This is a genomic window from Calothrix sp. CCY 0018, assembly GCF_963920925.1.
Lineage (GTDB): Bacteria > Cyanobacteriota > Cyanobacteriia > Cyanobacteriales > Nostocaceae > Rivularia.
Window position 1 is genome coordinate 1 of sequence record NZ_CAWUDI010000008.1, and the last position, 23,971, is coordinate 23,971.

At 39.3% G+C, this 23,971-nt stretch carries 17 protein-coding genes and 1 pseudogene; 9 read left to right on the top strand and 9 right to left on the bottom strand.

Features of this window, described 5'->3' with window-relative positions; genetic code table 11:
• The first annotated feature begins 137 nt into the window (after positions 1-137).
• The 3 genes from ACM03V_RS07635 (at position 138) to ACM03V_RS07645 (ending at position 5,289) form a co-directional block, all read left to right on the top strand.
• Entirely contained in the window at positions 138-1,184 is a 1,047-nt protein-coding gene (locus ACM03V_RS07635; protein WP_414620315.1) for a chemotaxis protein CheB, read from the top strand.
• A gap of 638 nt (positions 1,185-1,822) precedes the next feature.
• Entirely contained in the window at positions 1,823-3,691 is a 1,869-nt protein-coding gene (locus ACM03V_RS07640; protein ID WP_414620169.1) for a CheR family methyltransferase, read from the top strand.
• 275 nt (positions 3,692-3,966) lie between these two features.
• The gene (locus ACM03V_RS07645; protein WP_414620170.1) at positions 3,967-5,289 is read left to right on the top strand and encodes a PAS domain-containing sensor histidine kinase; all 1,323 of its coding nucleotides are present in this window, start codon (positions 3,967-3,969) and stop codon (positions 5,287-5,289) included.
• 393 nt (positions 5,290-5,682) lie between these two features.
• Here ACM03V_RS07645 and rsmH read toward each other — a convergent pair whose 3' ends face one another.
• From rsmH to ACM03V_RS07665, 4 genes and pseudogenes are all read right to left on the bottom strand, one after another.
• Positions 5,683-6,588, bottom strand: a complete 906-nt coding sequence (gene rsmH / locus ACM03V_RS07650) for a 16S rRNA (cytosine(1402)-N(4))-methyltransferase RsmH (protein WP_414620171.1) — start codon at positions 6,586-6,588, stop codon at positions 5,683-5,685.
• Positions 6,581-6,928: a helix-turn-helix domain-containing protein gene (locus ACM03V_RS07655; protein ID WP_414620172.1), complete on the bottom strand. Its 348-nt coding sequence runs from the start codon at positions 6,926-6,928 to the stop codon at positions 6,581-6,583. Before ACM03V_RS07655 ends, rsmH begins: the two co-directional genes overlap by 8 nt.
• Positions 6,929-6,943: 15 nt before the next feature.
• A pseudogene (locus ACM03V_RS07660) lies at positions 6,944-7,307 on the bottom strand (type II toxin-antitoxin system RelE/ParE family toxin).
• 112 nt (positions 7,308-7,419) lie between these two features.
• The gene (locus ACM03V_RS07665) at positions 7,420-7,677 is read right to left on the bottom strand and encodes a hypothetical protein (RefSeq protein ID WP_414620173.1); all 258 of its coding nucleotides are present in this window, start codon (positions 7,675-7,677) and stop codon (positions 7,420-7,422) included.
• A gap of 346 nt (positions 7,678-8,023) precedes the next feature.
• On the opposite strand from ACM03V_RS07665, the gene ACM03V_RS07670 reads away from it, so the two are divergent.
• The 4 genes from ACM03V_RS07670 (at position 8,024) to ACM03V_RS07685 (ending at position 12,596) form a co-directional block, all read left to right on the top strand.
• A complete protein-coding gene (locus ACM03V_RS07670) occupies positions 8,024-9,208 on the top strand; it encodes an NAD(P)H-quinone oxidoreductase subunit H (RefSeq protein ID WP_414620174.1) in 1,185 nt (394 codons plus the stop codon).
• A 200-nt stretch (positions 9,209-9,408) separates the two neighbouring features.
• Positions 9,409-9,969: a hypothetical protein gene (locus ACM03V_RS07675; RefSeq protein ID WP_414620175.1), complete on the top strand. Its 561-nt coding sequence runs from the start codon at positions 9,409-9,411 to the stop codon at positions 9,967-9,969.
• Between the two features lie 125 nt (positions 9,970-10,094).
• The gene (locus ACM03V_RS07680) at positions 10,095-11,297 is read left to right on the top strand and encodes a class I SAM-dependent methyltransferase (protein ID WP_414620176.1); all 1,203 of its coding nucleotides are present in this window, start codon (positions 10,095-10,097) and stop codon (positions 11,295-11,297) included.
• 423 nt (positions 11,298-11,720) lie between these two features.
• Positions 11,721-12,596: an NAD(P)-dependent oxidoreductase gene (locus tag ACM03V_RS07685; RefSeq protein ID WP_414620177.1), complete on the top strand. Its 876-nt coding sequence runs from the start codon at positions 11,721-11,723 to the stop codon at positions 12,594-12,596.
• 654 nt (positions 12,597-13,250) lie between these two features.
• Here the strand turns inward: ACM03V_RS07685 and ACM03V_RS07690 are convergent.
• From ACM03V_RS07690 to ACM03V_RS07705, 4 genes are all read right to left on the bottom strand, one after another.
• Complete coding sequence (locus ACM03V_RS07690; RefSeq protein WP_414620178.1) at positions 13,251-15,485, bottom strand: tetratricopeptide repeat protein; 2,235 nt, start codon at positions 15,483-15,485, stop codon at positions 13,251-13,253.
• A 353-nt stretch (positions 15,486-15,838) separates the two neighbouring features.
• A complete protein-coding gene (gene psb34, locus ACM03V_RS07695; RefSeq protein WP_414620179.1) occupies positions 15,839-16,018 on the bottom strand; it encodes a photosystem II assembly protein Psb34 in 180 nt (59 codons plus the stop codon).
• 199 nt (positions 16,019-16,217) lie between these two features.
• Positions 16,218-18,245, bottom strand: coding sequence for a glycine oxidase ThiO (gene thiO / locus ACM03V_RS07700; protein WP_414620180.1), 2,028 nt, complete (start codon positions 18,243-18,245; stop codon positions 16,218-16,220).
• A 361-nt stretch (positions 18,246-18,606) separates the two neighbouring features.
• Entirely contained in the window at positions 18,607-18,978 is a 372-nt protein-coding gene (locus ACM03V_RS07705) for a hypothetical protein (RefSeq protein ID WP_414620181.1), read from the bottom strand.
• A gap of 426 nt (positions 18,979-19,404) precedes the next feature.
• Here ACM03V_RS07705 and cimA point away from each other — a divergent pair, with 426 nt between their 5' ends.
• Positions 19,405-21,012: a citramalate synthase gene (gene cimA / locus ACM03V_RS07710; protein WP_414620182.1), complete on the top strand. Its 1,608-nt coding sequence runs from the start codon at positions 19,405-19,407 to the stop codon at positions 21,010-21,012.
• A gap of 205 nt (positions 21,013-21,217) precedes the next feature.
• On the opposite strand, the gene ACM03V_RS07715 is transcribed toward cimA, so the two are convergent.
• Complete coding sequence (locus ACM03V_RS07715) at positions 21,218-21,448, bottom strand: hypothetical protein (RefSeq protein WP_414620183.1); 231 nt, start codon at positions 21,446-21,448, stop codon at positions 21,218-21,220.
• A gap of 159 nt (positions 21,449-21,607) precedes the next feature.
• Here ACM03V_RS07715 and ACM03V_RS07720 point away from each other — a divergent pair, with 159 nt between their 5' ends.
• Entirely contained in the window at positions 21,608-23,689 is a 2,082-nt protein-coding gene (locus ACM03V_RS07720) for a flavin-dependent dehydrogenase (RefSeq protein WP_414620184.1), read from the top strand.
• Positions 23,690-23,971: the final 282 nt, after the last annotated feature.

The following is a 23,971-nucleotide window of genomic DNA, read 5'->3' on the forward strand; positions in this document are numbered from 1 at the left end:
CTAATTCCTAATTCCTAATTCCTAATTCCTAATTCCTAATTCCTAATTCCTAATTACTAATTCCCTAATAACTGCTAGCCTTATATTAGTGGCGTGAAATTGTTGCAATACCTGAATCGCTGCTTCTAGGGGGACATATCGAAAATAACAAAAACATCATCGTTATCGGTACTTCAGCAGGAGGAGTAGAAGCGCTTTCTTTCCTGGTTAGTCATTTTCCTGCGGACTTAAATGCTGCTGTAATGATAGTTTTACACGTACCTAGTCACGCTACCAGTGTTCTGCCGCATATTCTTAACCGTGCCGGAGAATTACCAGCCTGTCATCCTAAAGATGGACAAGAAATTTCCCCTGGCTGTATTTATATTGCTCCGCCAGACTATCACTTATTAGTCAAACCCGGATATATTAGCTTGGTGCGGGGACCTAGAGAAAACAATCATCGTCCTGCAATTGACCCTTTATTCCGTAGTGCCGCACGGGCTTATGGAAGGCGAGTTGTAGGGGTGGTGCTTACGGGGGTACTTGATGATGGTACGGCAGGACTGCAAGCGATAAAACTCCGTGGTGGCATGGCAGTTGTGCAAAACCCGGAAGATGCTGTTTATCCAGGAATGCCGCGCAGCGCAATTGAGAATGTAGAGGATATTGATTATATTCTGCCTTTGTCGGAGATTGCTTCCGTTTTAATAAAACTAGCTAATACCCCTGTTGAAGCCGAAGCAGAGAAGCCTGTTTCCCATGACATCGAAATTGAAACTGATTTGGTGGATATGGATATGGAAACTTTTAATAACGACGATAGGGCAGGTACGCCTTCTAGCTTTGCCTGTCCCGATTGCGGCGGTACTCTTTGGGAATTAGAACAAAAAAATTTGTTGCGGTTTCGATGTCGTATCGGTCATGCTTATTCGTTAGAAAGCTTGCTAGCAAAGCAGTCTGACGCTTTAGAGGATGCATTATGGTTTGCTTTGCGGGCTTTGGAAGAGAAAGCATCTTTAACAAGACGCATGGCAAAAAGAATGCGCGATCGCAATCAGAATTTAGCCGCACAACGATTGCAGGAACAAGCAGAAGATGCTCTTGCTCGTGCCAATGTGATCCGTGAAACATTACTTTTAGGAAAGACGATTATCGAAAATAAATTTAATGTTTTAGAGGAGGCAACAGAAAATGAGGAATAGGGAATTGGGCATTGGGCATTGGGAATTGGGAATTGGGCATTGGGCATTGGGCATTGGGAATAGGGCATTGGGCATTGGGAATAGGGAATAGGGCATTGGGCATTGGGGAAAAAGACGATATTATTTATTGTTGGAGCGTTATTGAAGATAATAATTCTTCCCTAATAAACGAATGCAGCGCTTTTTAACTAAATTTGGGCATATTAAAGGATGTGAAAGAAAGTCGAATTATATATTTTACTTTTATGCCACACGAGCGTAGCCCTCACCCCGCCCTGACGGGCACCCCTCTCCCAAGCTTGGGAGAGGGGAGGGGGAGAGGGATTTATCTTGAATAAGAACACGTTTTTTGCATGATTTTTTACCCCTTAAAAAGACGCAGAATTAACAGCCTAGTACCGCTTCGCGGAAGTAAGAAGTAAGAAGTAAGAAGTAAGAAGTTTGATTTTCTAGGCTTTTCAGCTATTTTTAATGGTTGCCTTATTTCCGCCGACTTGTACTAGCCGGATACTTTTAAAACATCTTCTTAAATACGGCTAATTAGATAAAAACAAATTTTAATTTTTACCGCACATAAAATTCATTAATATAAAAAACACAAATCTAAATAATAAAAAACCTAATAGGAGAAGATTATATTGAATAATACACCGGCAGAGCCAGAATTAGAAAGATTATTGCAATATATCAAAAGCAATCGTGGTTTTGATTTTAGCGGTTACAAACGTGCCAGCTTAAGTCGTCGCATTTGCAAAAGGATGCAATCAATTGGTATAGAAAACTATACTAATTATTTGGATTATTTAGAAGTTCATCCCAAGGAATTTGTTGAGTTGTTCAATACGATTTTAATTAACGTTACTTCTTTCTTCCGAGAACCAAAAGCTTGGGAATATATTACTTCGGAAATTATTCCTCAAATTATTAACAAAGAAACTTTCGATCAACCAATTCGGATCTGGAGTGCTGGGTGTGCTTCCGGTGAAGAAACCTACACCATCGCAATTCTGTTAGCAGAAAGTTTGGGTATGGAAAAATATTCGCAGTTGGTAAAAGTGTTTGCTACCGATGTGGATATGGAAGCGCTCAGCCACGCTCGTTATGCAAATTATACTTCCAAACAAATCCAAAATATTCCTCAAGAAATTTTAGAAAAGTATTTTGAACCTGTAAACAATCACTACAACATTAAAAAAGAACTGCGTCGCGGGGTTATTTTTGGTCGTCACGATTTGGTACAGGATGCCCCTATATCTAAAATTGACCTGTTGATATGTCGCAATACCTTAATGTATTTTAATAGTGAAACCCAAAGTAAAATTCTCGATCGCTTTCACTTTGCATTAAATAACGGTGGTTTTTTGTTTTTGGGTAAAGCTGAAATGTTATTCAGTCGCAACCATTTATTTTCACCGTTAGAGTTAAGACAGCGAATATTTACCAAGCTTGCTAATGGTAACTTTCGACAAATGATGATGGGAATAGCTTCCTCAGATAATCAACAGCAAGTTCCCCAAATAATCGATCACAATTGCATTTATGAAGCGGCATTTGAAGTAGAGCCAGTTGCTCAAATAGTCGTAGATGTCAACGGTATAATTACTCTTGCGAATCAAGAGGTTCGCAATATGTTTAACATTCATCTTAAAGATATTGGTCGTTTGCTGCAAGATTTAGAGATTTCCTATCGCCCTGTAGAATTGCGATCGCGAATCGAACAAGTTCATAATCATCGGCGTACAGTTGCTTTAAAAGACATCGAATGGTTCAATGCAGAGCGGGAAACCAGCTACGATCTTGATATACAAATAATACCCCTCGTCCACGAAAATACTGATGAACTGTTAGGGGTGAAAATAATCTTTAACAACGTTACCCGCTTCAAGGATTTACAACAAAATTTAGTCACTGCAAATCAGGAGTTAGAAACAGCTTATGAAGAACTTCAATCTACTAACGAAGAATTAGAAACTACAAACGAAGAGCTGCAATCTACTGTGGAAGAATTAGAAACTACAAATGAAGAACTACAATCTACTAATGAAGAATTAGAGACAATGAACGAAGAGCTGCAATCTACCAACGAAGAATTGCAGACAATGAACGAAGAAATGCGGGAAAGTAGTAACGAACTCAACCGGGTAAACGGCTTTTTAGAGTCTATTTTGACAAGTTTACGTTCTGGAGTAGTGGTTTTAAGTCCAGAATTGCACATATTAATTTGGAACTATAAAGCAGAAGATATGTGGGGATTGCGGTTTGACGAAGTTTTTTCCCAGCACTTTATGAATTTAGATATCGGTTTACCCTTAGATAAACTTAGACAACCTTTGCGAGCAATTCTTAATGGTGAGAAGGAAAACTATGAATTTGAAATAAATGCCAGAAATCGCAGAGGTAAAGCAATTAAATGTCAAATAATTTTAACACCCCTTAATAATTCAACATCAGATATTCAAGGAGTAATTTTATTAATGGAGGGACACGAACAAGAGGAATCTATATAATAGTTAGGAGTTAGGAGGCGCGGAGTTAGAATAAGAGATAATTATTTTTGGCCTTTGTTCCCTATTCCCTATTCCCTGTTACCTTTTACCTCTGATTCAACTATTTAATGCCGCATAAAAAATAAAGCTATAAACCAAAAAAAAGGCGTAAGTTTTATCCCACCGGATTATATAAAAATAGAATATATCGGTATAAAGATAGATACTATTTGCTGTAATAATAGATAATTTTAAAATTAGATATTAATATTTGCACAATAAAACAGAGGTTTTAAGTGAATTTTGACAAATTCGTTAGTAAAGTAAAAGGAGTGCGACAGCAATCAGATTTATTACAAAACCGAATTACAAAGGAAATACCCAATCGAGAAGATTTATTGGTAGAAACTGTCGAGCAGCTAAATACTAGCTTAGAAGAACTTCACGTAGCAGAAGAAGAATTACTCCAGCAAAACGAGCAATTAGTAGAATATCAACAAGAAATAAATAACGAACGCCAACGCTATCAAGAATTGTTTGATTTTGCTCCCGATGCCTACCTGATAACTGATACTTATGGTAAAATCCTTGAAGCCAATCGTGCCGCATCGCAATTACTTACAATTGAGAGAAAAAAACTCGCTGGTAAACTGATAATTATCTTTGTTCCACAAGCAACACGTCGAGAATTTCGCAAAAAACTGCGCTACTTATACGAAAGAAAACAAATAAAAGATTGGGAAATTGATTTACAAAATTATCAGAAAAATTCATTTAATTGTGAAATCAGCGCCAGTAGCATAAACGATAAAAACGGCCGCTGTGTTGGTATGCGCTGGCTATTACGGGATGTTAGCGCTCGTAAATTAGCAGAAGCCAAAATCCGTTTTGTGGAACTGCAAAATTTTAAACTAAAAGAATCCTCGCGGTTAAAATCGCAAATTTTAGCGGTTTTATCCCATGAATTGCGAACACCTTTAAATGCAGTCATAGGTTTTTCCGATGTACTTTTACGGTTAAACAGAAATCAGTTTACTCCTCAGTCCCTAAATATAATAAAAACAATTATCAGAAACGGTAAAGAGCTATTAAAACTGATTAATAATATGCTTGATTTTGCCGGATTAGAAGAAGGTAAACTTACTCTTCATCTGCAAAAATTTAATATTAAAGAGTTAATCGGAAAAATTACAGATGATTTGTATTTTTTCGCAAACCAGAAAAACATTTGTTTAGAAACTCATATAAATATCCAAAACGTTATAGTTATTAATGACCCGATTCGTCTTCAACAACTACTAAGCAACTTAGTTTACAACGCCATTAAATTTACAGAAACTGGTAGCGTATCAGTTGAATTAGAAGAGTTAAACGAAGATAAGATAATTATAACTATTCAAGATACAGGTATTGGTATTTCAGACATAGATTTAAAACACATATTTCAAGCATTTAGACAAGTAAATCAGACCATAACTCGTACTTCTCAAGGAACGGGATTAGGATTAGCAATAGTCAAAGATTTATTAGTTTTAATGGGTGGAACTATCACTGTAGAAAGTTTAGTTGGTGAAGGTTCAACCTTTCGCGTCGAGTTACCGAGGGCAGTTAACAGTTAACAGTGAGCAGTGAGCAGTTATCAGTTAAACGCCCTCACTACAAAAACAAAGCCTAGTACCTGGGTGTAAATAAACATAACTATAATGATGTCATTACGAGGAGGTACGACGAAGTAATCGCAAGGATTTCAGCTTTTTTTACATTCTGTTACATAGTCATATTTAATTGTACCTACCTACTTAGAGTGTTGACTTTGATCAGATTTTCGCGCTTAAGTTCATACAACTTTTATGCCACACCAGCTCCCGCCCTCACCCCGCCCTAAAGGGCACCCCTCTCCCAAGCTTGGGAGAGGGGAGGGGGAGAGGGCACTGTCTTGAACACCAACGCACTTTTTGCATGAATTTTTATCTGCGAATACTATTAATTGTTAATTGTTAATTGTTCATTATTCATTGTTCATTGATAACTGATTCCGCAATTCTCAACTTAGCAGAGCGAGCGCGGGGATTATCTTTAATTTCTTCTTCTTGTGCAATAATCGGCTTTTTAGTTAATACTTTTAACAACGATGAATCTTTAAAACTGTGTTTAACTATCCTGTCTTCCAAGCTGTGAAAACTAATAACGGCAAATTTACTACCTTCAACAAGTGCATTCGGAGCTTTCTCTAAAAGTGTTTCTAAAGATTTTAATTCATCATTTACGACAATTCTTAAAGCTTGAAAAACGCGAGTTGCGGGGTGAATTCTTCCATAACGATATTTCCGAGGAACGCTGTAAGATATGGCTTCAGCTAACTCGGTTGTGGTGTGAAACGGACGCTTTTCAACAATACGTCTGGCGATGCGTCGCGATAATCTTTCTTCACCATATTTAAAGAAAACATTTGCTAATTCCACTTCATCCCAATGGTTTATTGCTTCAGCAGCAGTTAAAGATTGTCTTCTATCCATCCGCATATCAAGTTCGGCTTCGTTGCGAAAACTAAAACCCCTTTCCGGATTATCCAAATGGTAAGAACTAACTCCTAAATCTGCAATAATTCCGTCAAAAGTATTGTGTGGAAAATTATATTCAGCGAAATTGCTACGGACAAATTCTACACGACTTCCAAATTCTGCTAAATTATTTTTTGCTGCCGTTAAAGCATCTTGATCGCGATCGATCGCCGTGATTCGCGTATTTGGTGCAGCGGATAAAATTAACCGAGAATGCCCGCCACCACCAACAGTTGTATCTAAATAATGCCCGTTTTCGCGTATTTCTAAACCTGTAATTATTTCTTTTCCTAAAACTGGTATGTGTAAAAAAGCGGGTGTTTCTGGATTAGATGGTGCTGGCAATTCATTAATCATGGACATTTGCATTTGAATCTGATTCTTCAATTTCGGAAATACCTATTAAGGTAACTGGTGGACGGTTGGGAAATTCAACAATAAGCTTTAGCTCACCTCCCATTGCTGCAATATATTTCTGCAAAGTTGAAAGCATCAAATCGGTTCGCTGCTCCAACCGAGAAATATTACCTTGGTCAACTTGCAAAAATTCTGCCATTTGTTTTTGAGTCAGCTTTCTAGCTTGTCTTAATTGCTGTCTAGTCATTTCCTCCGCAATCAGCTTTGTTGATTCTTCTTCAATTTTTTTGCGTCGTTCGGGTGATAGCTCTTGTAATTTGTCTTTTAAAGTTTTCCCCATCAGTTATTCTCACTTTTATTCTGGTTGAGATTTTAATTGGCTTAAATGTGCGTCAAACCTATTATCAGCCGTTTTGATAAGTTGCTTATAAAAACGATTTTCACTACTACCTGATTTATCACCCGCAACTAATAATACTGCATCGCGTTTGGGGTCAAATGCCTTCTTCAATACGCCAAACACCATCTGCTGCTTTAAACCTTAATTCTTTCATATTGCTATGTCGCGAGCCGTTAAGTGTATCAACATGAGGTCGCCCCAATTCGGAACCGAAAACTTGCAACAGACTTACACGAGCAAATAATTTGTCTTGCACCTCTTGTGGTAGAGCATCAAATTCTGGTTCAAAATCTTGATAAAATTCAACAACCCAGTTCATTAAGTATGTACTCGAACACATATATTTTCAAGTACATATTAAAACTGTATGGTTGTATCTAGCAATATAAAATAATTCGTAATAATTAAAGCCTTATTGCCTTTTTGTCGCCTTATAGAGTATTGCTACTCAATGCTGGTGCGCTAAAAGACAAATTACAAGATTGTAAATGTGCTAGCAGCGAATGCTCGTAGTTAATTTGTGCGGTATACAGCTTAAAGACAAACTTACCCGATGGCGCGTTTACAAAAAAAGTCGTGTTGACAGTACCTTGATTAGTCGCTTGAATGCGCGGATTCTCAAGACACCATGCACCAAGCAATTGCACCACATCAGCTTCGGTAACTAAGTAATCTTTAGAATTAGGCATAATAATGCACTTGTATAGAAAAGTCTAATAGGTTGTTTGAAAAGCTTGTTTTTGAATTCAACTCTCGGAAACCTAACCCCTAACCCCTTCCCTACTAGGGAAGGGGAACAGGAGAGCAAGCTTTTTTAAGCCTCTCTCCTTGTAGGAGAGAGGTTTGGAGAGAGGTTTTTTTAATAATGTAATTTACCCCGTTTCATCCTTCATAATTAAAGAAATGCTCTTAAATTAATCTTCACCCTCCGAAACAGCGAGCATAAGCGAATATTCTATTAAAAATATTTGGTTAAAATAACTAAACTGAGGGAAGAGTGCAACAAAAGTTTATATTGAGGAGAATTACTGATTCATGGCATTAATGGAAACTCGCACCGAGCCAATGGTGCTGAATATGGGACCGCATCATCCCTCAATGCACGGCGTTTTACGCTTAATTATGACGTTAGACGGTGAAGACGTAGTTGATTGCGAACCCGTTATCGGCTACCTGCATCGGGGAATGGAAAAAATTGCCGAAAACCGTACTAATATCATGTACGTTCCCTATGTGAGTCGGTGGGATTACGCAGCGGGAATGTTCAACGAAGCCGTTACCGTTAATGCACCCGAAAAATTAGCGGATATCGAAGTTCCCAAGCGTGCCAGCTACATCCGCGTCATCATGCTGGAATTGAACCGCATCGCCAACCATTTATTGTGGTGGGGGCCATTCATGGCTGATGTCGGCGCACAAACTCCCTTTTTCTACCAGTTTCGCGAACGCGAGATGATTTACGATTTATGGGAAGCCGCTACAGGTTATCGCATGGTAAACAACAACTACTTCCGCATTGGTGGTGTAGCGGTTGATTTGCCCTACGGTTGGGTAGATAAATGTATGGAATTTTGCGAATACTTTTTACCCAAAGTAGACGAATACGAAAAATTAGTTACCAAAAACCCCATTTTCCGCCGTCGTGTAGAAGGAATTGGCGTAATTACTCGCGAACAAGCGATAAACTGGGGATTATCTGGCCCAATGTTGCGCGCTTCTGGGGTAAAGTGGGATTTACGCAAAGTTGACCACTACGAATGTTACGATGATTTTGACTGGGATGTTCACTGGGAAACCGCTGGCGACTGTCTCGCTCGTTATACAGTCAGATTGCGAGAAATGCGCGAATCGGTCAAAATCCTTAAGCAAGCCCTCAAAGGACTTCCTGGCGGCCCTTACGAGAACCTCGAAGCAAAGCGGATGCAGGAAGGTAAAAAGTCCAAGTGGAACGACTTTGAATATCAGTATATTGCTAAAAAAGTTGCTCCCACCTTCAAGATTCCTGATGGTGAAATCTATTCCCGCGTAGAAAGCGGTAAAGGTGAATTAGGAATTTACTTAGTTGGAGAAAATAACGTCTTTCCTTGGCGTTGGAAAATCCGTCCAGCAGATTTTAACAACCTGCAAATTTTACCCGAACTATTAAAAGGCGTAAAAGTAGCAGATATTGTTGTAATCTTGGGCAGCATCGACGTAATTATGGGTTCCGTTGATAGATAAACCCATTTAGAATTTTAGATTTTGAGGACACTGCGTTGCGGAGGTTCTCTCCGTTGTAGCAAGTGTCCGGGATTTTGGATTTTGGATTTTCACATATAATTCAAAATCTAGAATCTTTTTTTTGGGGAATTGGTAATTGGTAATAGGTAATAGGTAATTGATAACTCCTAAATTTTTACCTTTAACCTCTAACCTGAATAATGTCTATTTCACGAATTATATTTTTACTTTTTTTTCCTGCTTGTCTGGGGATATTAAAACAAGTTATTTGGAATACAGAATTAACCCATCAATTATTAGCGTTTGGAATATTTTTATTTTGTATAGAACAAGCCAATATGGCAAATCATGATTTACAAAAAGTTACTGATGCTAAAGCTCAAATTAAAGATGCTCGTTTAGATATTTTTAACAGGATTACTATTATTACAATTCTGATAGAACTAATTGGTTTTTATTTATCATCAATATACTTAGGGTGGGGTTCGTTTATTATTTTAATTAGCTTAATTTGGTTTAATATATTTGCTAATATAAAAATTAATAATTCAGCGAATAATATAATTATAAATTGGAATATTACCGAACGTCTGCCAATTTTAAGTGCTGATGTAGTTGGATTAATTTTGATCGGTATGTGGATGTTAAATATTGCTTCTAATTGGATATCTTGGGGACTCTTCGTAATGGCTGTGGTTTTCTGCGGTATTAAATTGTTTTTATATTTTAAGCCTTTTAATTTGCTTAAGTCTAGTTACTAGGAGAGTTCAATACTTTTTATCATAAAATACGATGGTTCGTAGTAAGGAATGCGCGTCCTTTAAGGAAAGCGATAAATCGCTTACTACAAACCATTATAATTGTCAATCATATAATTATTATAAACATGGAATATAACCCCGAACTATATCAAGAAATCACCAACCGCATCACCGCAAGTCCCCATCAACGCATCACCTTCGCCGAATACATGGATTTAGCGCTATATCATCCAGAATACGGTTACTATTCCCAAAAAGCGATTAACTTAGGAAAAGAAGGTGATTTCTTTACCTCCGTACATCTGGGAAGCGATATAGGTGAAATGCTGGCAGTTCAATTTGCCGAAATGTGGTCAATATTAGGTCAACCAGTAGAGTTTACTTTAATAGAAATGGGTGCGGGACAAGGATATTTAGCCGCCGATATCCTCAACTATATCAAACAAGAATATGCCGATTTATTCAAAGTTTTAAAATATATAATTATCGAAAAATCACCAGGATTAAAACAACTCCAACAAGAACACTTAAAAGAATTTGATGTTACCTGGTGTGAATTAGAAGAAATAGCAAATAATTCCGTCACCGGATGCTTTTTCTCAAATGAATTATTAGACGCTTTCCCCGTGCATCAATTTAAGATAGAAAACGGAGAATTGCGTGAAATTTACGTTACGAAAGAAGATGAAAATGTAGAAATTAATTTTTCTACCCCCTCTTCCCCCTCTCCCCCCTCCAATCTTCTTACCGAAATCACCGACAAACCTTCAACGCCAAAACTGCTTGATTACTTAAATTCCTTAGAAATTGACATAAATCAATATCCCGATGGATATCGCAGTGAAATTAATTTAGCGGCTGTGGAATGGTTAGGTGTAATAGCAAACCGTTTGCAGCGCGGGTATGTGCTAACAATTGATTATGGATATATTAAAAACCGTTATTACAATCCCAGACGCGATACAGGAAGCTTACAGTGTTACACCCGACATCATCGCCATAATGACCCGTATATTAACATTGGGCAACAAGATATTACCGCCCACGTTGATTTTACAGCCTTAGAGAACAATGGCGATCGCCTGGGTTTGCACAAAGTTGGTTTAACTCAACAAGGATTATTTTTGATGGCTTTAGGATTAGGGGAACGTGTTGCAAGTTTATCTCAATCCAAGCAACCTTTATCTACCATATTGCAACGCCGCGACTCACTACATCAACTTTTAGATCCGATGGGGCTTGGTGGTTTCCACGTTTTAGTTCAAGCCAAAGGATTAACACAAACAGAAAAATCTCAGCAACTCAAAGGTTTTACTCAGCCATATTAACATCTAAGTTGGGGTTGAAAATCGTAATAATGAGTAGGAAGTAGGCAGTAGCCTGTAGGCTGTAGGAATAAAGGAATATAGCTTTAAAAAGTTTCTGCCCACTTGCGTATCTCAAAAGTTAAAAATTTATTCATCTTACATCAATTACCATCGATTGTTGGTCTAATATAGTAGCCATTGCAATGCTATAAAAACACAACAAAGGTAATAATTATGTCTACTCACGACTTATTAATGTTAATTGGATTACTTACCCCCGGAATCTTACTTTCAGTAATTATTATGGTGACATTCGCCGCTGGAGGCTGATCAAAAAAGTTAGGAGTTAGGAGTTAGGAGTTAGGAGTTAATAATTCTACCCCCTCTCCCCCTCCCATATCAAATAATCATTTAAAGACTAAATATAAGAAAAGGAATTAAAACATGAAGGTGGCATTTCTGGGTACTGGATTAATGGGACAACCGATGGCGCAAAGGTTGTTAGAACAAGGTGTAGAGTTAATTGCTTATAATCGTACCCCAGAAAAATTAGAACCGCTTATAGCTGCTGGTGCCGAAGTTGTAGAACATCCCCATCAGGCGATCGCCGCTGCTGAATATGTAGTACTTATGCTTACTAATACGGCAGCAATTTACACCGTCTTGCTTTCCGATATGTCTTCTCGAAGCGTTGCAGGAAAACAAGTTATCCAAATGGGGACAATTACCCCTACAGAAAGTAGAGAAATTAGAGATGCAGTAGTTTCTGCTGGTGGGGATTACATAGAAGCACCAGTACTTGGCAGTAGACCAGAAGCCAAAGAAGGTAAACTAATTGTCATGGTAGGCGCACAAAAAGATCAATACAGAAACAGCCTAGAATTATTAAAGCATTTCGGTCCCGAACCCATATTAGTAGGTTCCGTAGGAAGTGCCGCAGCATTAAAATTAGCTCTAAATCAATTAATTGCATCCTTGACATCTGCCTTTGGTTTGAGTCTCGGATTTATCCAAAGTCAGGGTATTAAACCAGACGTATTTATGCAGATTTTGCGTGAAAGTGCGGTTTATGCACCAACCTTTGATAAAAAGCTGCAACGTATGGTAGATGGAAATTATGCTAATCCCAACTTTCCTGTAAAGCATTTAGTTAAAGATACAGAATATTTTATTGAAGAAGCTAAGGAAGCGGGTTTGAACGTCAGCAGTATTGAGGGTGTTAGAGAAATCCTTGATATGACTATGAAAATGGCAATGAAAAACGAAGATTACTCATCTTTGTTTGAAGCGATTAAAGCAGGAGAGCATGGGGAAGGGTGAGAATTGGTAATGGGTAATAGGTAATAGGTAATTGGGCATTGGTAATTCATAAGTTCTTAGGTTGGGTTGAGGAACGTTCACCGCTAGGTGTGCCTGAGCCGCAGCAAAGCTGAACGGCACAACCCAACATCATCTAGAAAACTAAACTAAATAATTCAATTCAAAACAATATTAAACACCCAACAAAACCGCGCTTCATTTATAAATGTACGTTGGATAATTCGTTTGAAATCAAAACACCGATGTTGGGTTACGACGCAATCAAATCAATTGGTTAATAATTAAATCTTTTCGTGCGTCTAACCCAACCTACCACTCTTGTGGGATGGGCATCCCTGCCCGTCCGAATCTACTTCATAAAGATAAAATATGCTGTATGAAATCAAAACACCGATGTTGGGTTACGACGCAATCAAATCAATTGGTTAATAATTAAATCTTGTCGTGCGTCTAACCCAACCTACCACTAAATAATTCAATTCAAAACAATATTAAACACCTAACGAAACAACTTGCTTCATTCAAAAATGTACGTTGGGTAATTTCATCTAAATCAAAATACCGATGTTGGGTTACGACGCAATCAAATCAATTGGTTAATAATTATATCTTGTCGTGCGTCTAACCCAACCTACCATTGCTCACTGTTAACTGTCATAGTTTCGGTAAAATCTCCGGCAACAATTGCCCTGGAATTTTAGATAAAGCTACATTTTGTCCTTGAATTCCTAGTTCATCATGAAAACCGCGAATTGTTTTTACTATATAACTAATGGTGCTTTGATGAGCTTCTGATTCTTGGTTCATTCCTGTTAAGGCTTGTAGATGATTATCTAATGCTTTTTCTAAATATTGGGAACGAATTTTTTTATCTTCTGTAAAAAATTTGTCTGTGCCGATCTGATAGTTTGCTAAACCTAAATTATTATGAGTCGCGAACAGATCGAAACTTAGAGATACACCTTTAAGTGAATGTGCTAAAGCTAAGGCTTCATCATAAGCTTCAATACACATTTTTAAATAATTTAATTTCTCATGTTTGTCTGTGTCAGGTTGATTTGCTAAGTGCCAATAAGCTGTACCCAAGTTATTTTGAGTGGCAGCGCAAGCTGTGGGAACGTTGGCTGGAGTCCGATATTTTAATGCTTCGTTGTAGGCATTAATAGCTAATTGCAAATGTTCTACTTCTCGCTCGTATTGGGCAAGATTCCAGTAAGCCGTACCAATATTGTTTTGAATCATGCCGTATTTCAACGGTTCTTCGTCGGAATTATAGTAAACTACGGCATGGTCGTAAGCTACTACTGCTTGTTTGAGGTTTGCTACAGGTTGATTATATTGCGCCAAATGCCAGTAAGCCGTACCTAAATTATTTTGGCAAGCTGCATACTTTAATGGTTCCATTTCGGCAGTACGAAAACGGAGAGCCTGTGTATATGCCGTCACTGCGTTTTGCCAGTTTTGATCTGGATTATTAAAACGAGCTAAATCGCCGTAAGCTGTTCCCAGATTATTTTGCACTCTTGCATAAGTTTCCGAATGCGTTTCCGGGGAAATCAATTTAAGCGATAATTCGTAAAACTCTATACCTTGCTCTATATAAGCTGGCCCTTCTTGAGAATTGGGTGGAGTGCGGTACAACATCCAATAAAGCGTACCTAAATCGTTCAAGACATCAGGCACTACAGATGAAGAATCATCATAAGAAATTGATTCCTGATATGCCAGAATCGCCACCATTAGGTTTTCTAAAGTCGATTGTCCCTCTTCTATGCGGACGCGATATATATTGCCTAAGCGATAATAAGCAGCCCCAATATCCTTTTCATCAGCTTGTTGCGAATGTAAATCCTCGATTTCTTTCAGGATTTGCTGTACTTGCTCGTTTTGATCTGGTGAATCAACTATTGTGGTGCTAATAGTTGTTAATATTAGCTCGGTTAACTCTTTGCTAATATGAGGCAAATCCGAGGCTGACGGAACAATATTTCTCGAATTACTTCTGTTGACAGGTTCGGTATTTTCCTCCTGCTGCATTCCAGGAGTAAATATTTCTAATTGCGATAGCGGATTTTCTTCCTTAGCTACAAAAGATTCCCTTGCCGATTCTAAGGCGTTTTCCGATCCTTGAGATGGTGGAAACTCGAAATCTTGTTCAAAATCTAAATCGCTAGCAGGCGTTGTTAATTCTTCGTTGATGATTGGTTCTTCCACAGAGTCTAAATCTAGACTTCTCTGAACGGAAAAACGCCGTGCTGCACTTCTATTTGGACTTGTTGGAGTTGGTTCCCCAGCGAACAAAAATACACCCGTTCGACTGCGCCAGAATTGAGGCGCAGACTGTTGAATTGCACGCAACCACGGACGTGGAACCCATAATAGCAAACTTGATTCTAAAAATCTGCTGTCTGCTTGACTTGATAGTTGCTGCTCTGTTAAACGTAGATAATGTAAAAATAAACGCTGTATGGCAACAGGTTGTCTAGTTAACTGTTCCGTACCCACCATTTGAAATGACGGAATAGGCAAAGCCCTACCCGGCACATCTTTAGAGCCACCGACAATTGGCGGTGGATAATTGCTTAACCATTGATTTATTTGCGCTATGGGATTTGGATCGTTTAAATTCAACCGTAGAGTGACTAATCGCGGATAAGCTGGGGTACTAGCTTCAGATTGCGTATCGATTGGCTGATACAAAACCTGTCCTACCGGATATGCCAAAGTTGAATGTAAACGAGCCGCTACCTGATTTCTCAGGTTTAAATCATCACATACCGCTATGAAAATTTGTCTTCGCAAGTTTAAACCCAGAGCAAGTTTCAAGCGGTGATATACTTGCCGGTTCCAACCAGAATTATTAGAGTTTACAGTATCCTTTAAGCTCATAGCGGCTCATCGTCAGCCAAATGCAGTTTACCGAAAGTACTCCTAAAAAATGGGGAAACCTTTTTACAAAGCCTCTTTGCAAAAGTAAGGTTTCGTCCATTTTCTATAGAGAAATTATTAACTTCCCAAAAATGGGTATATATAAGCAGCAACCTTAGTTGTGACTATGACTACGGTTTTCAAGTATTTATTGCATTGTTCAGGAAAAATCCGCTCTTTCAGGTTTTACTGAGTAAAAAGTTATATTTTATACTTACAAATCTCTGGCATTCTAACAAATAAAAAATCAGGCTCCTAAAAAAAATGGAACCTGTTATACCAAAAGTAAATAAATTTTTCGTATTTAACTTTTCTTAAACAGCATTAGACACTGAGAAAGCGACAAAAATTACACCGGCAAGCAATGCAACAGCAGCAACTCCCAGAACAAGATAGGTCATTTGTTGTTTTTTATCGGGAGGTTCAGCCTTGTAAACCTTTGGTTCCCGAGCAAAATTATTTAACAGACCGCCTTCTTCTTTGGTATAGGGCATAAAATAAAATCCTTCTTATTGTCTTCGTATTATTTTACATTACGACTGTAAGCACTCTCAAAGATGTAGAACTGGGAATTGGGCATTGGGCATTGGGAATAGTTAGGAGTTAGGAATTAGGAATTAGGAGTTAGGAATTAGTTATTTTTCTCCCCATCCCCCCATCCCCCCATCACCCTATCTCCCCCTCTCCCCATCCCTAATTCACCGTTCCCGTCAAAGGAGAGGAAGCACTGGCATAATCCTTTAGCGGCATTCTTCCGGATAGATATGCTAATCTTCCGGCAACTGCTGCCATGTTCATAGCGCGTGCCATTGCGGGTGGGTTTTTTGCGAGCGCGATCGCACTATTTATCAGCAAAGCGTCTGCGCCCATTTCCATTGCTTGGGCTGCTTCGGATGGGGCACCAATACCAGCATCTACTACTACTGGAATGTTGGCGTTTTCGATAATAATTTTGATGTTAGCGGTGGTTTGCAATCCTTGTCCGGAACCAATTGGTGCTGCTAAAGGCATGACTGTTGCACAACCGACTTCTTCTAAGCGCTTGGCTAGCATCGGATCGGCGTTGATGTAGGGGAGTACGGCAAAGCCTTCTTTTACTAGCTGTTCGGCGGCTTGCAGGGTGCCGATGGGATCTGGAAGTAAATATTTTGCGTCGGGAATTACTTCTAATTTGACGAAGTTATTATCTTCTTGTCCGAGAATTTTTGCCATTTCTCTTCCCAAACGAGCGACGCGAATTGCTTCTTCTGCGGTTTTACATCCTGCTGTATTAGGTAACATCCATATTTTGTTCCAGTCTAAGGCTTCTGCTAAACCTTCATGTCCGGGAGCATTAGTTTGAACTCTACGTACTGCAACTGTAACTATTTGGCATTCGCTCTTGTCTACGCTTTGCTGCATTTCGGCAATATTTCCATATTTACCCGTACCCGTCATTAGACGCGATGTAAATTCTTTACCAGCTATTATTAGTTTGGAATCTTGAATTGAATCTTCAATCAGTAATGCATTTATACCGTTTGTTTGTGAGGAGTTATTACCGTTAGAGAAATTTACTGAAGAAGTCAGCATGGCGGTAGATGTAGATGATGAATTATGGAAGCGCGAATAATGGAAGTGGGTTAGCAACGAATCGGATTTTTCTTCTAGAACTATATCGGCAACTAATTTTGCTGTAATCGGTGTTAGCAGAATACCATTGCGATGATGACCAGTGGCAAGTATTAAGTTTTTACAAGAGCTATTACCGAGGATGGGTAATTCATCGGGAGTACTAGGGCGAAATCCCCACCAAAATTCTTCGATGGGATAATTTTGCAGTTGAGGATATAGCCGAATAGCTGCTTGAAGTAAAGTTTGAATGCCTACAGGTGTATTTCCAGGAGTAAAACCTACATCTTCGCAAGTAGCCCCAATTATAATTCTTCCATCGCGTCTAGGTACGATATAAATATTATCACCATACAAGACTCTACCTAAAGGCAATTCTGGAGAAGACAAAGGTATTTTGACGCTCAACATTTGCCCCTTGACAGGGCGCACGGGCAAAGGAAATAACTCATTACTCCAAGCTCCCGTTGCTAACACGTATTTAGAAGCGCGGAGCGTGCCAGCATCCGTTTGTATGCCCTTGACAACTCCATGCTGCTGAATAATTCCTTTTACCGTAATACCTTCTTGAATTTCTACACCAAGATTTTCAGCAGCATTTAAAAGAGTTTGAAATAAAGCGCGATTATCAACTTGAGCATCTTCAGGGTACCACCAACCGCCGATTACTTCTTCACTCAATCCCGGTTGGTATTGATGGATTGTTTGTTTGTCTAACCAATTTTTAGGAGAGGGGGAAGAGGGGGAAGAGGGGGAGATGGGGGGAAATTTATTTTTATTTTCTCCTTGTCCCCTTTTCTCCTTGTCTCCTTGTCCCTCATAAACCGGGGCTAAAATACCGCAAGCCCAATAACCAGTATCTAAACCTGTAATTTCTTCTAATTTTTTCGTCCAATCTGGATATAAATATAGCGAACGATTGCACAATTCCAGCATAGCCCTATCGGCAATTCGTTCGGCAGAAGGTGCGAGCATTCCAGCTGCGGCTGTGGCTGCTGCTGCTTTAGAGTTTCGGCTGATCGCGGTGACTTTTGCACCACGTAGCTTGAGTTCAATGGCTGTTGCTAAGCCGATAACACCGCCACCAATAATTAAAATATCACTAGTCATTAGTCAGCCAGTCCCGCCGTCGTTAGTTATTACTAACTAGTAACAAATAACTAAGTAGGTGAGTACAAATAAATATAATACGCTTGGTCATTGCGAGGAACGAAGCAATCCCAGTCACTGCGGTTGCTTCGTCGTTCCTCCTCGCAATGACATCTTACATTTAATTATGCCTACCTACTTACTGACCTAGAGACTATTTGTAAAATAAATCTTAAGCTCTTAATAGTATTAGAGAAACTGGGTTTTTGATCGGAAAAGGTACGAGATAATTCAATACCCCCCCAAATGCAAACCCCCAGTAACAATTAACGATGTTCGCTTTGCAAAAACTCTGATAACTGCTAAGTGCTAACTGGTATTCTTACCATAAAGCGCGAATTGGTGCCTTACTACCAGATGTGTTGCTTGGTGATTGTGCGGTAGAATCACTTCCAGTTGTGGATGTGTTGCCTTGAGCGGTTGTTGTTGGCACACTGCGAACAGTTCTAGGGTTAGTAGTATCATTCTGAGCAACGCTTTCCTCACCGCTTTGTCCAGAAGAACCGCCACTAGAACCACCAGCGCCAGTTGCAGTACTATTAACATTAATATTCGCTGGAAGGACTTGCGATTGTCTTCCTTTTGTAGGAACTTGTGCGTTACGTCCGTCCATAGGAAAATTGATTCCCAACAATGTGCCTAGCAAAATTGCCAAGCCTCCAGCCATCAAAATTAAAGGTGTCCATCTACCCATTTTCTGTTTTATCTCCTTTTCAAACGAAATGGTATCTTGTGTTACTTACTGATTTTTTAATTATCCTTCTGCAGAAAAATACTTTGACCTATGTCAAAAATTTTTCAGCCAGTGAAATCGTTCCGCACCGCGAACCTTGGATTTGAACTATACGGCTATTGCACTCTGTAAACTTGCTCTTATTACTAACAGTTGATTGTTAATTACTGTATTCACTGCTGTTATAAAGGTCAATGCCATTTTGCTGCCTTTTAAAAATTTAGCCAAAATTTAGCCTTTTATTTCAAACTGCAACATTGGGATTGCATAGGAAATATTGTCGATTATTGAGCTAAAAGAACAGGCATCTTACGTTACCAAACTGGCAAATTATTGTTGTATATTTACACATTGCCATCTTCAGTTGTCGCTCTACTCTCTATAATTATGATTGTAAATTCCTCACACCAACTTTGGATCTACGACACCACGCTACGAGATGGTACTCAGCGTGAAGGTTTATCAGTTTCGCTGGAAGATAAATTACGTATCGCAAGAAGACTAGATGAACTGGGAATTCCTTTTATTGAAGGTGGTTGGCCGGGGGCTAATCCTAAAGACGTACAGCTTTTTTGGCAATTGCAAGAACAACCGCTTAAACAAGCACAAATTGTTCCTTTTTGCTCAACAAGACGACCGAACAAATCGGCAAGTTCCGAACCTATGTTGCAAGCTATTCTTGCTGCAAGTACTTTATGGGTAACTATTTTTGGCAAGTCCTGGGATTTACACGTTACTGAAGGTCTGAAAACAAGTTTAGCAGAAAATTTAGAAATGATTCGCGATACTATCGAGTATCTTCGCACTCAAAACCGTCGCGTTATATACGATGCGGAACACTGGTTTGACGGTTACAAGCACAATCGGGATTATGCTTTACAAACTATCAAAACTGCTATTGCTGCTGGTGCCGAATGGTTAGTTTTATGTGATACGAATGGCGGTACTTTACCTCACGAAGTTTCCCAAATCGTTACCGATGTAATTAAAAGCTGTCCCCCAGGTATTCAACTGGGTATTCACACTCATAACGACTCGGATACGGCGATCGCCAATGCTTTAGCTGGGGTAATGGCGGGAGTGCAGATGGTACAAGGTACAATCAATGGCTATGGCGAACGCTGCGGTAATGCCAATCTTTGTTCTTTGATTCCGAATTTACAATTAAAGTTGGGTTACAACTGCATTGCTCCTAACCAGCTATCTCAACTTGCTCAAGCTAGTCGGTTTGTGAGCGAAGTAGTCAACCTTGCTCCTGACGATCATGCTCCTTTTGTTGGACGTTCGGCTTTTGCTCATAAAGGAGGTATTCACGTATCGGCAGTACAAAGAAATCCGCTGACTTACGAACACATCGAACCAGAAAAAATCGGAAATTGTCGCCGCATAGTAATTTCCGAACAAGCAGGAGTCAGCAACGTTTTAATGAAAGCCCGTGGATTTGGCATTGAACTTGATAAAAACCATCCAGCAACGCGGGAAATATTGCAGCGTCTGAAAGAATTAGAAAGTCAAGGATATCAATTTGAAGCAGCAGAAGCTAGTTTTGAATTATTGATGCGTGAAGCTTTACAAACTCGTCCCTCTTGGTTCCAAGTTAAAGGCTTTCAAATTCACTGCGATTTAGGAAAAATCTTAGACACAACCAAAGCGCTCGCAACAGTTAAAGTTGCCGTAAACAACGAAGATATTTGGGAAGCAGCGGAAGGAAACGGGCCAGTTGCAGCCCTAGACGCAGCTTTACGTAAAGCTTTGATTAAATTCTATCCCCAAATCGAGACATTTGAACTCACAGACTACAAAGTCAGAATTCTCAACGGACACACCGGAACCTCAGCCACCACCCGCGCAATGGTGGAACTAGGAAACGGACAACAACGCTGGACAACAATAGGAGTTTCTAACAATATATTAGAAGCCTCTTATCAAGCAGTAGTTGAAGGATTGGAATACGGTTTACTTTTGCACTCGCAATTGAATGCTGAAGTTGGGTAATTGGTAATGGGGATTGGGCATGGGGGATTGGGCATTGGAGATGGGGAGACAAGGGGACAAGGGGACAAGGTGAAGACGGGACTTACTCACTACTGCTAACTCCTAACTCCTAACTCTCAATCCAAAATCTAAAACAAAAGCATCCGTTGTTAAAATCTAAAATCCAAAATCCAATGCCCAATCCCCTATGCCCTATTCCCACTCTTTATATATTCTCCCAAGCTTGTGCTACGACTTGACTTAACCAACGACGTTGCTGTTTATCAAGCACAGCATCTTCTGCTAAAACTTGGTTTGTTAATTCTTCTAATGATTGACCTTGAGAACGGACAAATTTTATTACGCCTGCTATTGCTACAGCAACAAGTTCCTCATCAACCGGCTGTTGCTTCATAGCAAATATTTCTTGGGGGTTATCTGGGATGGGATAATTCATGGCGTGTGTGTGTGAATAATTAAAGGAACAAAAAAACTTGCAAACTCTTAAACTTTCTTTACAGAATATTTATTTAACTGATAGGGGGGAGTTTACCGTGATTTACAACTTTCTTAAATCTGTCTTAATGAGTAGATTTTGGGGAAATGGCCACTAAAAATGAAAGAAATTCTTTATTTAGAAGTCCCAACGACCGATACAGCAGTAGTAAGAAACTGGTTGCAAACTGAATTTGAACCGGGAACTTGCGACAAAATATTAACGTCTGATGGCATTCGCTTGAAGTCGTCCGATCCTACAGCTGCCAGTGCAAATATTGCGGAAAAGTTACCCAACGAATTATCCGTATTCGTGTGGAATGTGCAGCGAACCACGTATTTGAAGGTGTTTCGATGGGGAGATAAATTCCAACAAGAGACACAAATTATACAACAACTAACTAATAAGATCCGAAATAGCTTTCCCCATCATTATCCCGAACCACCGACGATTGATTTGTCCAAACAATCAATCTTTGAAGCTTTAGCTCCTTATTATCCCCTTACCGTTAAGTATTTTCAGAAAATGCCTAACGGGGAATACGATCTAAACCGTGCTTACTGGTGGGAACAACGTTGGCGTGAAGGTGTAAGGAATCCCCAGGAGCCGAGGCAGGTTATTTTTTCCCATTCCCCCACTCCCCCCCTCTCCCCCTCCCCCCCTCCAACTTACGACTTAATCTACATCGGCGGGGCATTAGGAGTTATCCATGCGGCAGTGATGGCAAGATTGGGCTATAAAGTGCTGTTGCTGGAGCGTTTACCTTTTGGAAAAATGAATCGGGAGTGGAATATTTCCCGTTTAGAAATTCAAAGTTTGGTAAATCTGGGTTTACTAACTTCTGCTGAAGTGGAATCAGTTATTGCTCGTGAGTATAAAGACGGATTTAATAAATTTTTTGATGCTTATATTCCGGATAAACTTAAAGCGTCGATTCTACATACGCCAACCGTACTTAATATACCTTTGAAATCAGAAAATTTTCTGAAATTATGTGGTGAAAAGTTGCGAGCAGCAGGTGGCGACATCTGGGATGAAACGGAGTTTATCAAGGCTGATATTGATGCATCTCAAGTTATTTTGACGGTTAAGGATTTACCATCGCAAACCCAAAACCAAGTTAGTGGAAGATTGCTAGTAGATGCAATGGGAACGGCATCACCGATCGCATGGCAACTCAACCCAAAACGTGCTTTTGACAGCGTATGCCCGACAGTCGGAGCGGTTGTAGAAAGCGGATTTGAACCACAAGTCTGGGATTCAAAATACGGCGATGTTCTTAACAGTCATGGAGATATTTCGCGGGGAAGACAGTTAATTTGGGAATTATTTCCTGGAGAAAACGAAGAATTAACTATTTACTTGTTTCACTATCACCAGGTAAATGCAGAGAATCCCGGTTCTTTAATGGAAATGTACGAAGACTTTTTTACCATTTTGCCAGAATATCGCCGTTGCGATATGGACAAACTCGTGTGGAAAAAGCCTACGTTCGGATATATACCGGGACATTTCAGTGTAGGAAGTCGCGATCGCACTGTTGCTTTTAATCGTTTAATCGCGATTGGTGATGCAGCATCGCTCCAGTCTCCCTTGGTATTTACCGGCTTTGGTTCTTTAGTACGCAATCTAGAAAGATTAACCCAACTTTTAGATACTGCGCTCAAGCATGACTTACTTTCTGCAAAACATCTCAATCAAATTCGCGCTTTCCAAAATAATATTGCCGTAACTTGGATGTTTTCTAAAGGTATGATGGTTCCCACCGGAAAATTTATACCGCCAGAGCGCATCAACGCCATGCTGAATAACTTCTTTGGGTTGTTAGCTGACGAACCTATAGAAGTTGCCGATAACTTTATTAAAGACAGATTCACTTTATCAACCTTTAATCGACTTGCATTAAAAGCAGCCAAGAAAAATCCCGCATTACTCTTGTGGATTTGGCAACTTGCGGGTGCAAAAGATTTACTTAGATGGGTTGGTAATTATATTGACTTTACTCGTCACAGCATAGTCAGTGCTGTATTTGGTAAATTATTTGGGAAATTTGTCAGTCAAATGCAGCCAAAACTAGAACCTCGCTTTCCAGCACTGTGGTTAAAGCTTTTGGCGATGAATTATGCCCTAAGTGCGGGTAAACCACTTTCCCAAAACCAAAATTATCAACCCAAAGTTGAAAGTAATCAGTTGACAGTGTAGAGACGTAGCAATGCTACGTTTTATTGTACGGTGCGTTAGGACTTTGGTCTAACGCACCAAAATCTATCTGTATTTTACTTCAGTGAAAACCGCTATAATTTTAATTACTTGTGTAAATATTGATTATTATCTAATCGATCCAAAAAAAACAGTAATTTTGGTTTGTTTTATTTACAGAACTTAGGCATGAATTACGCGGTTACGTCATTACGAACGAAGTGAAGTAATCGCAAAGTTTTGTTTTTCTCGCAAGTGTGTAAGCCCTAATTTAAACTGACATAC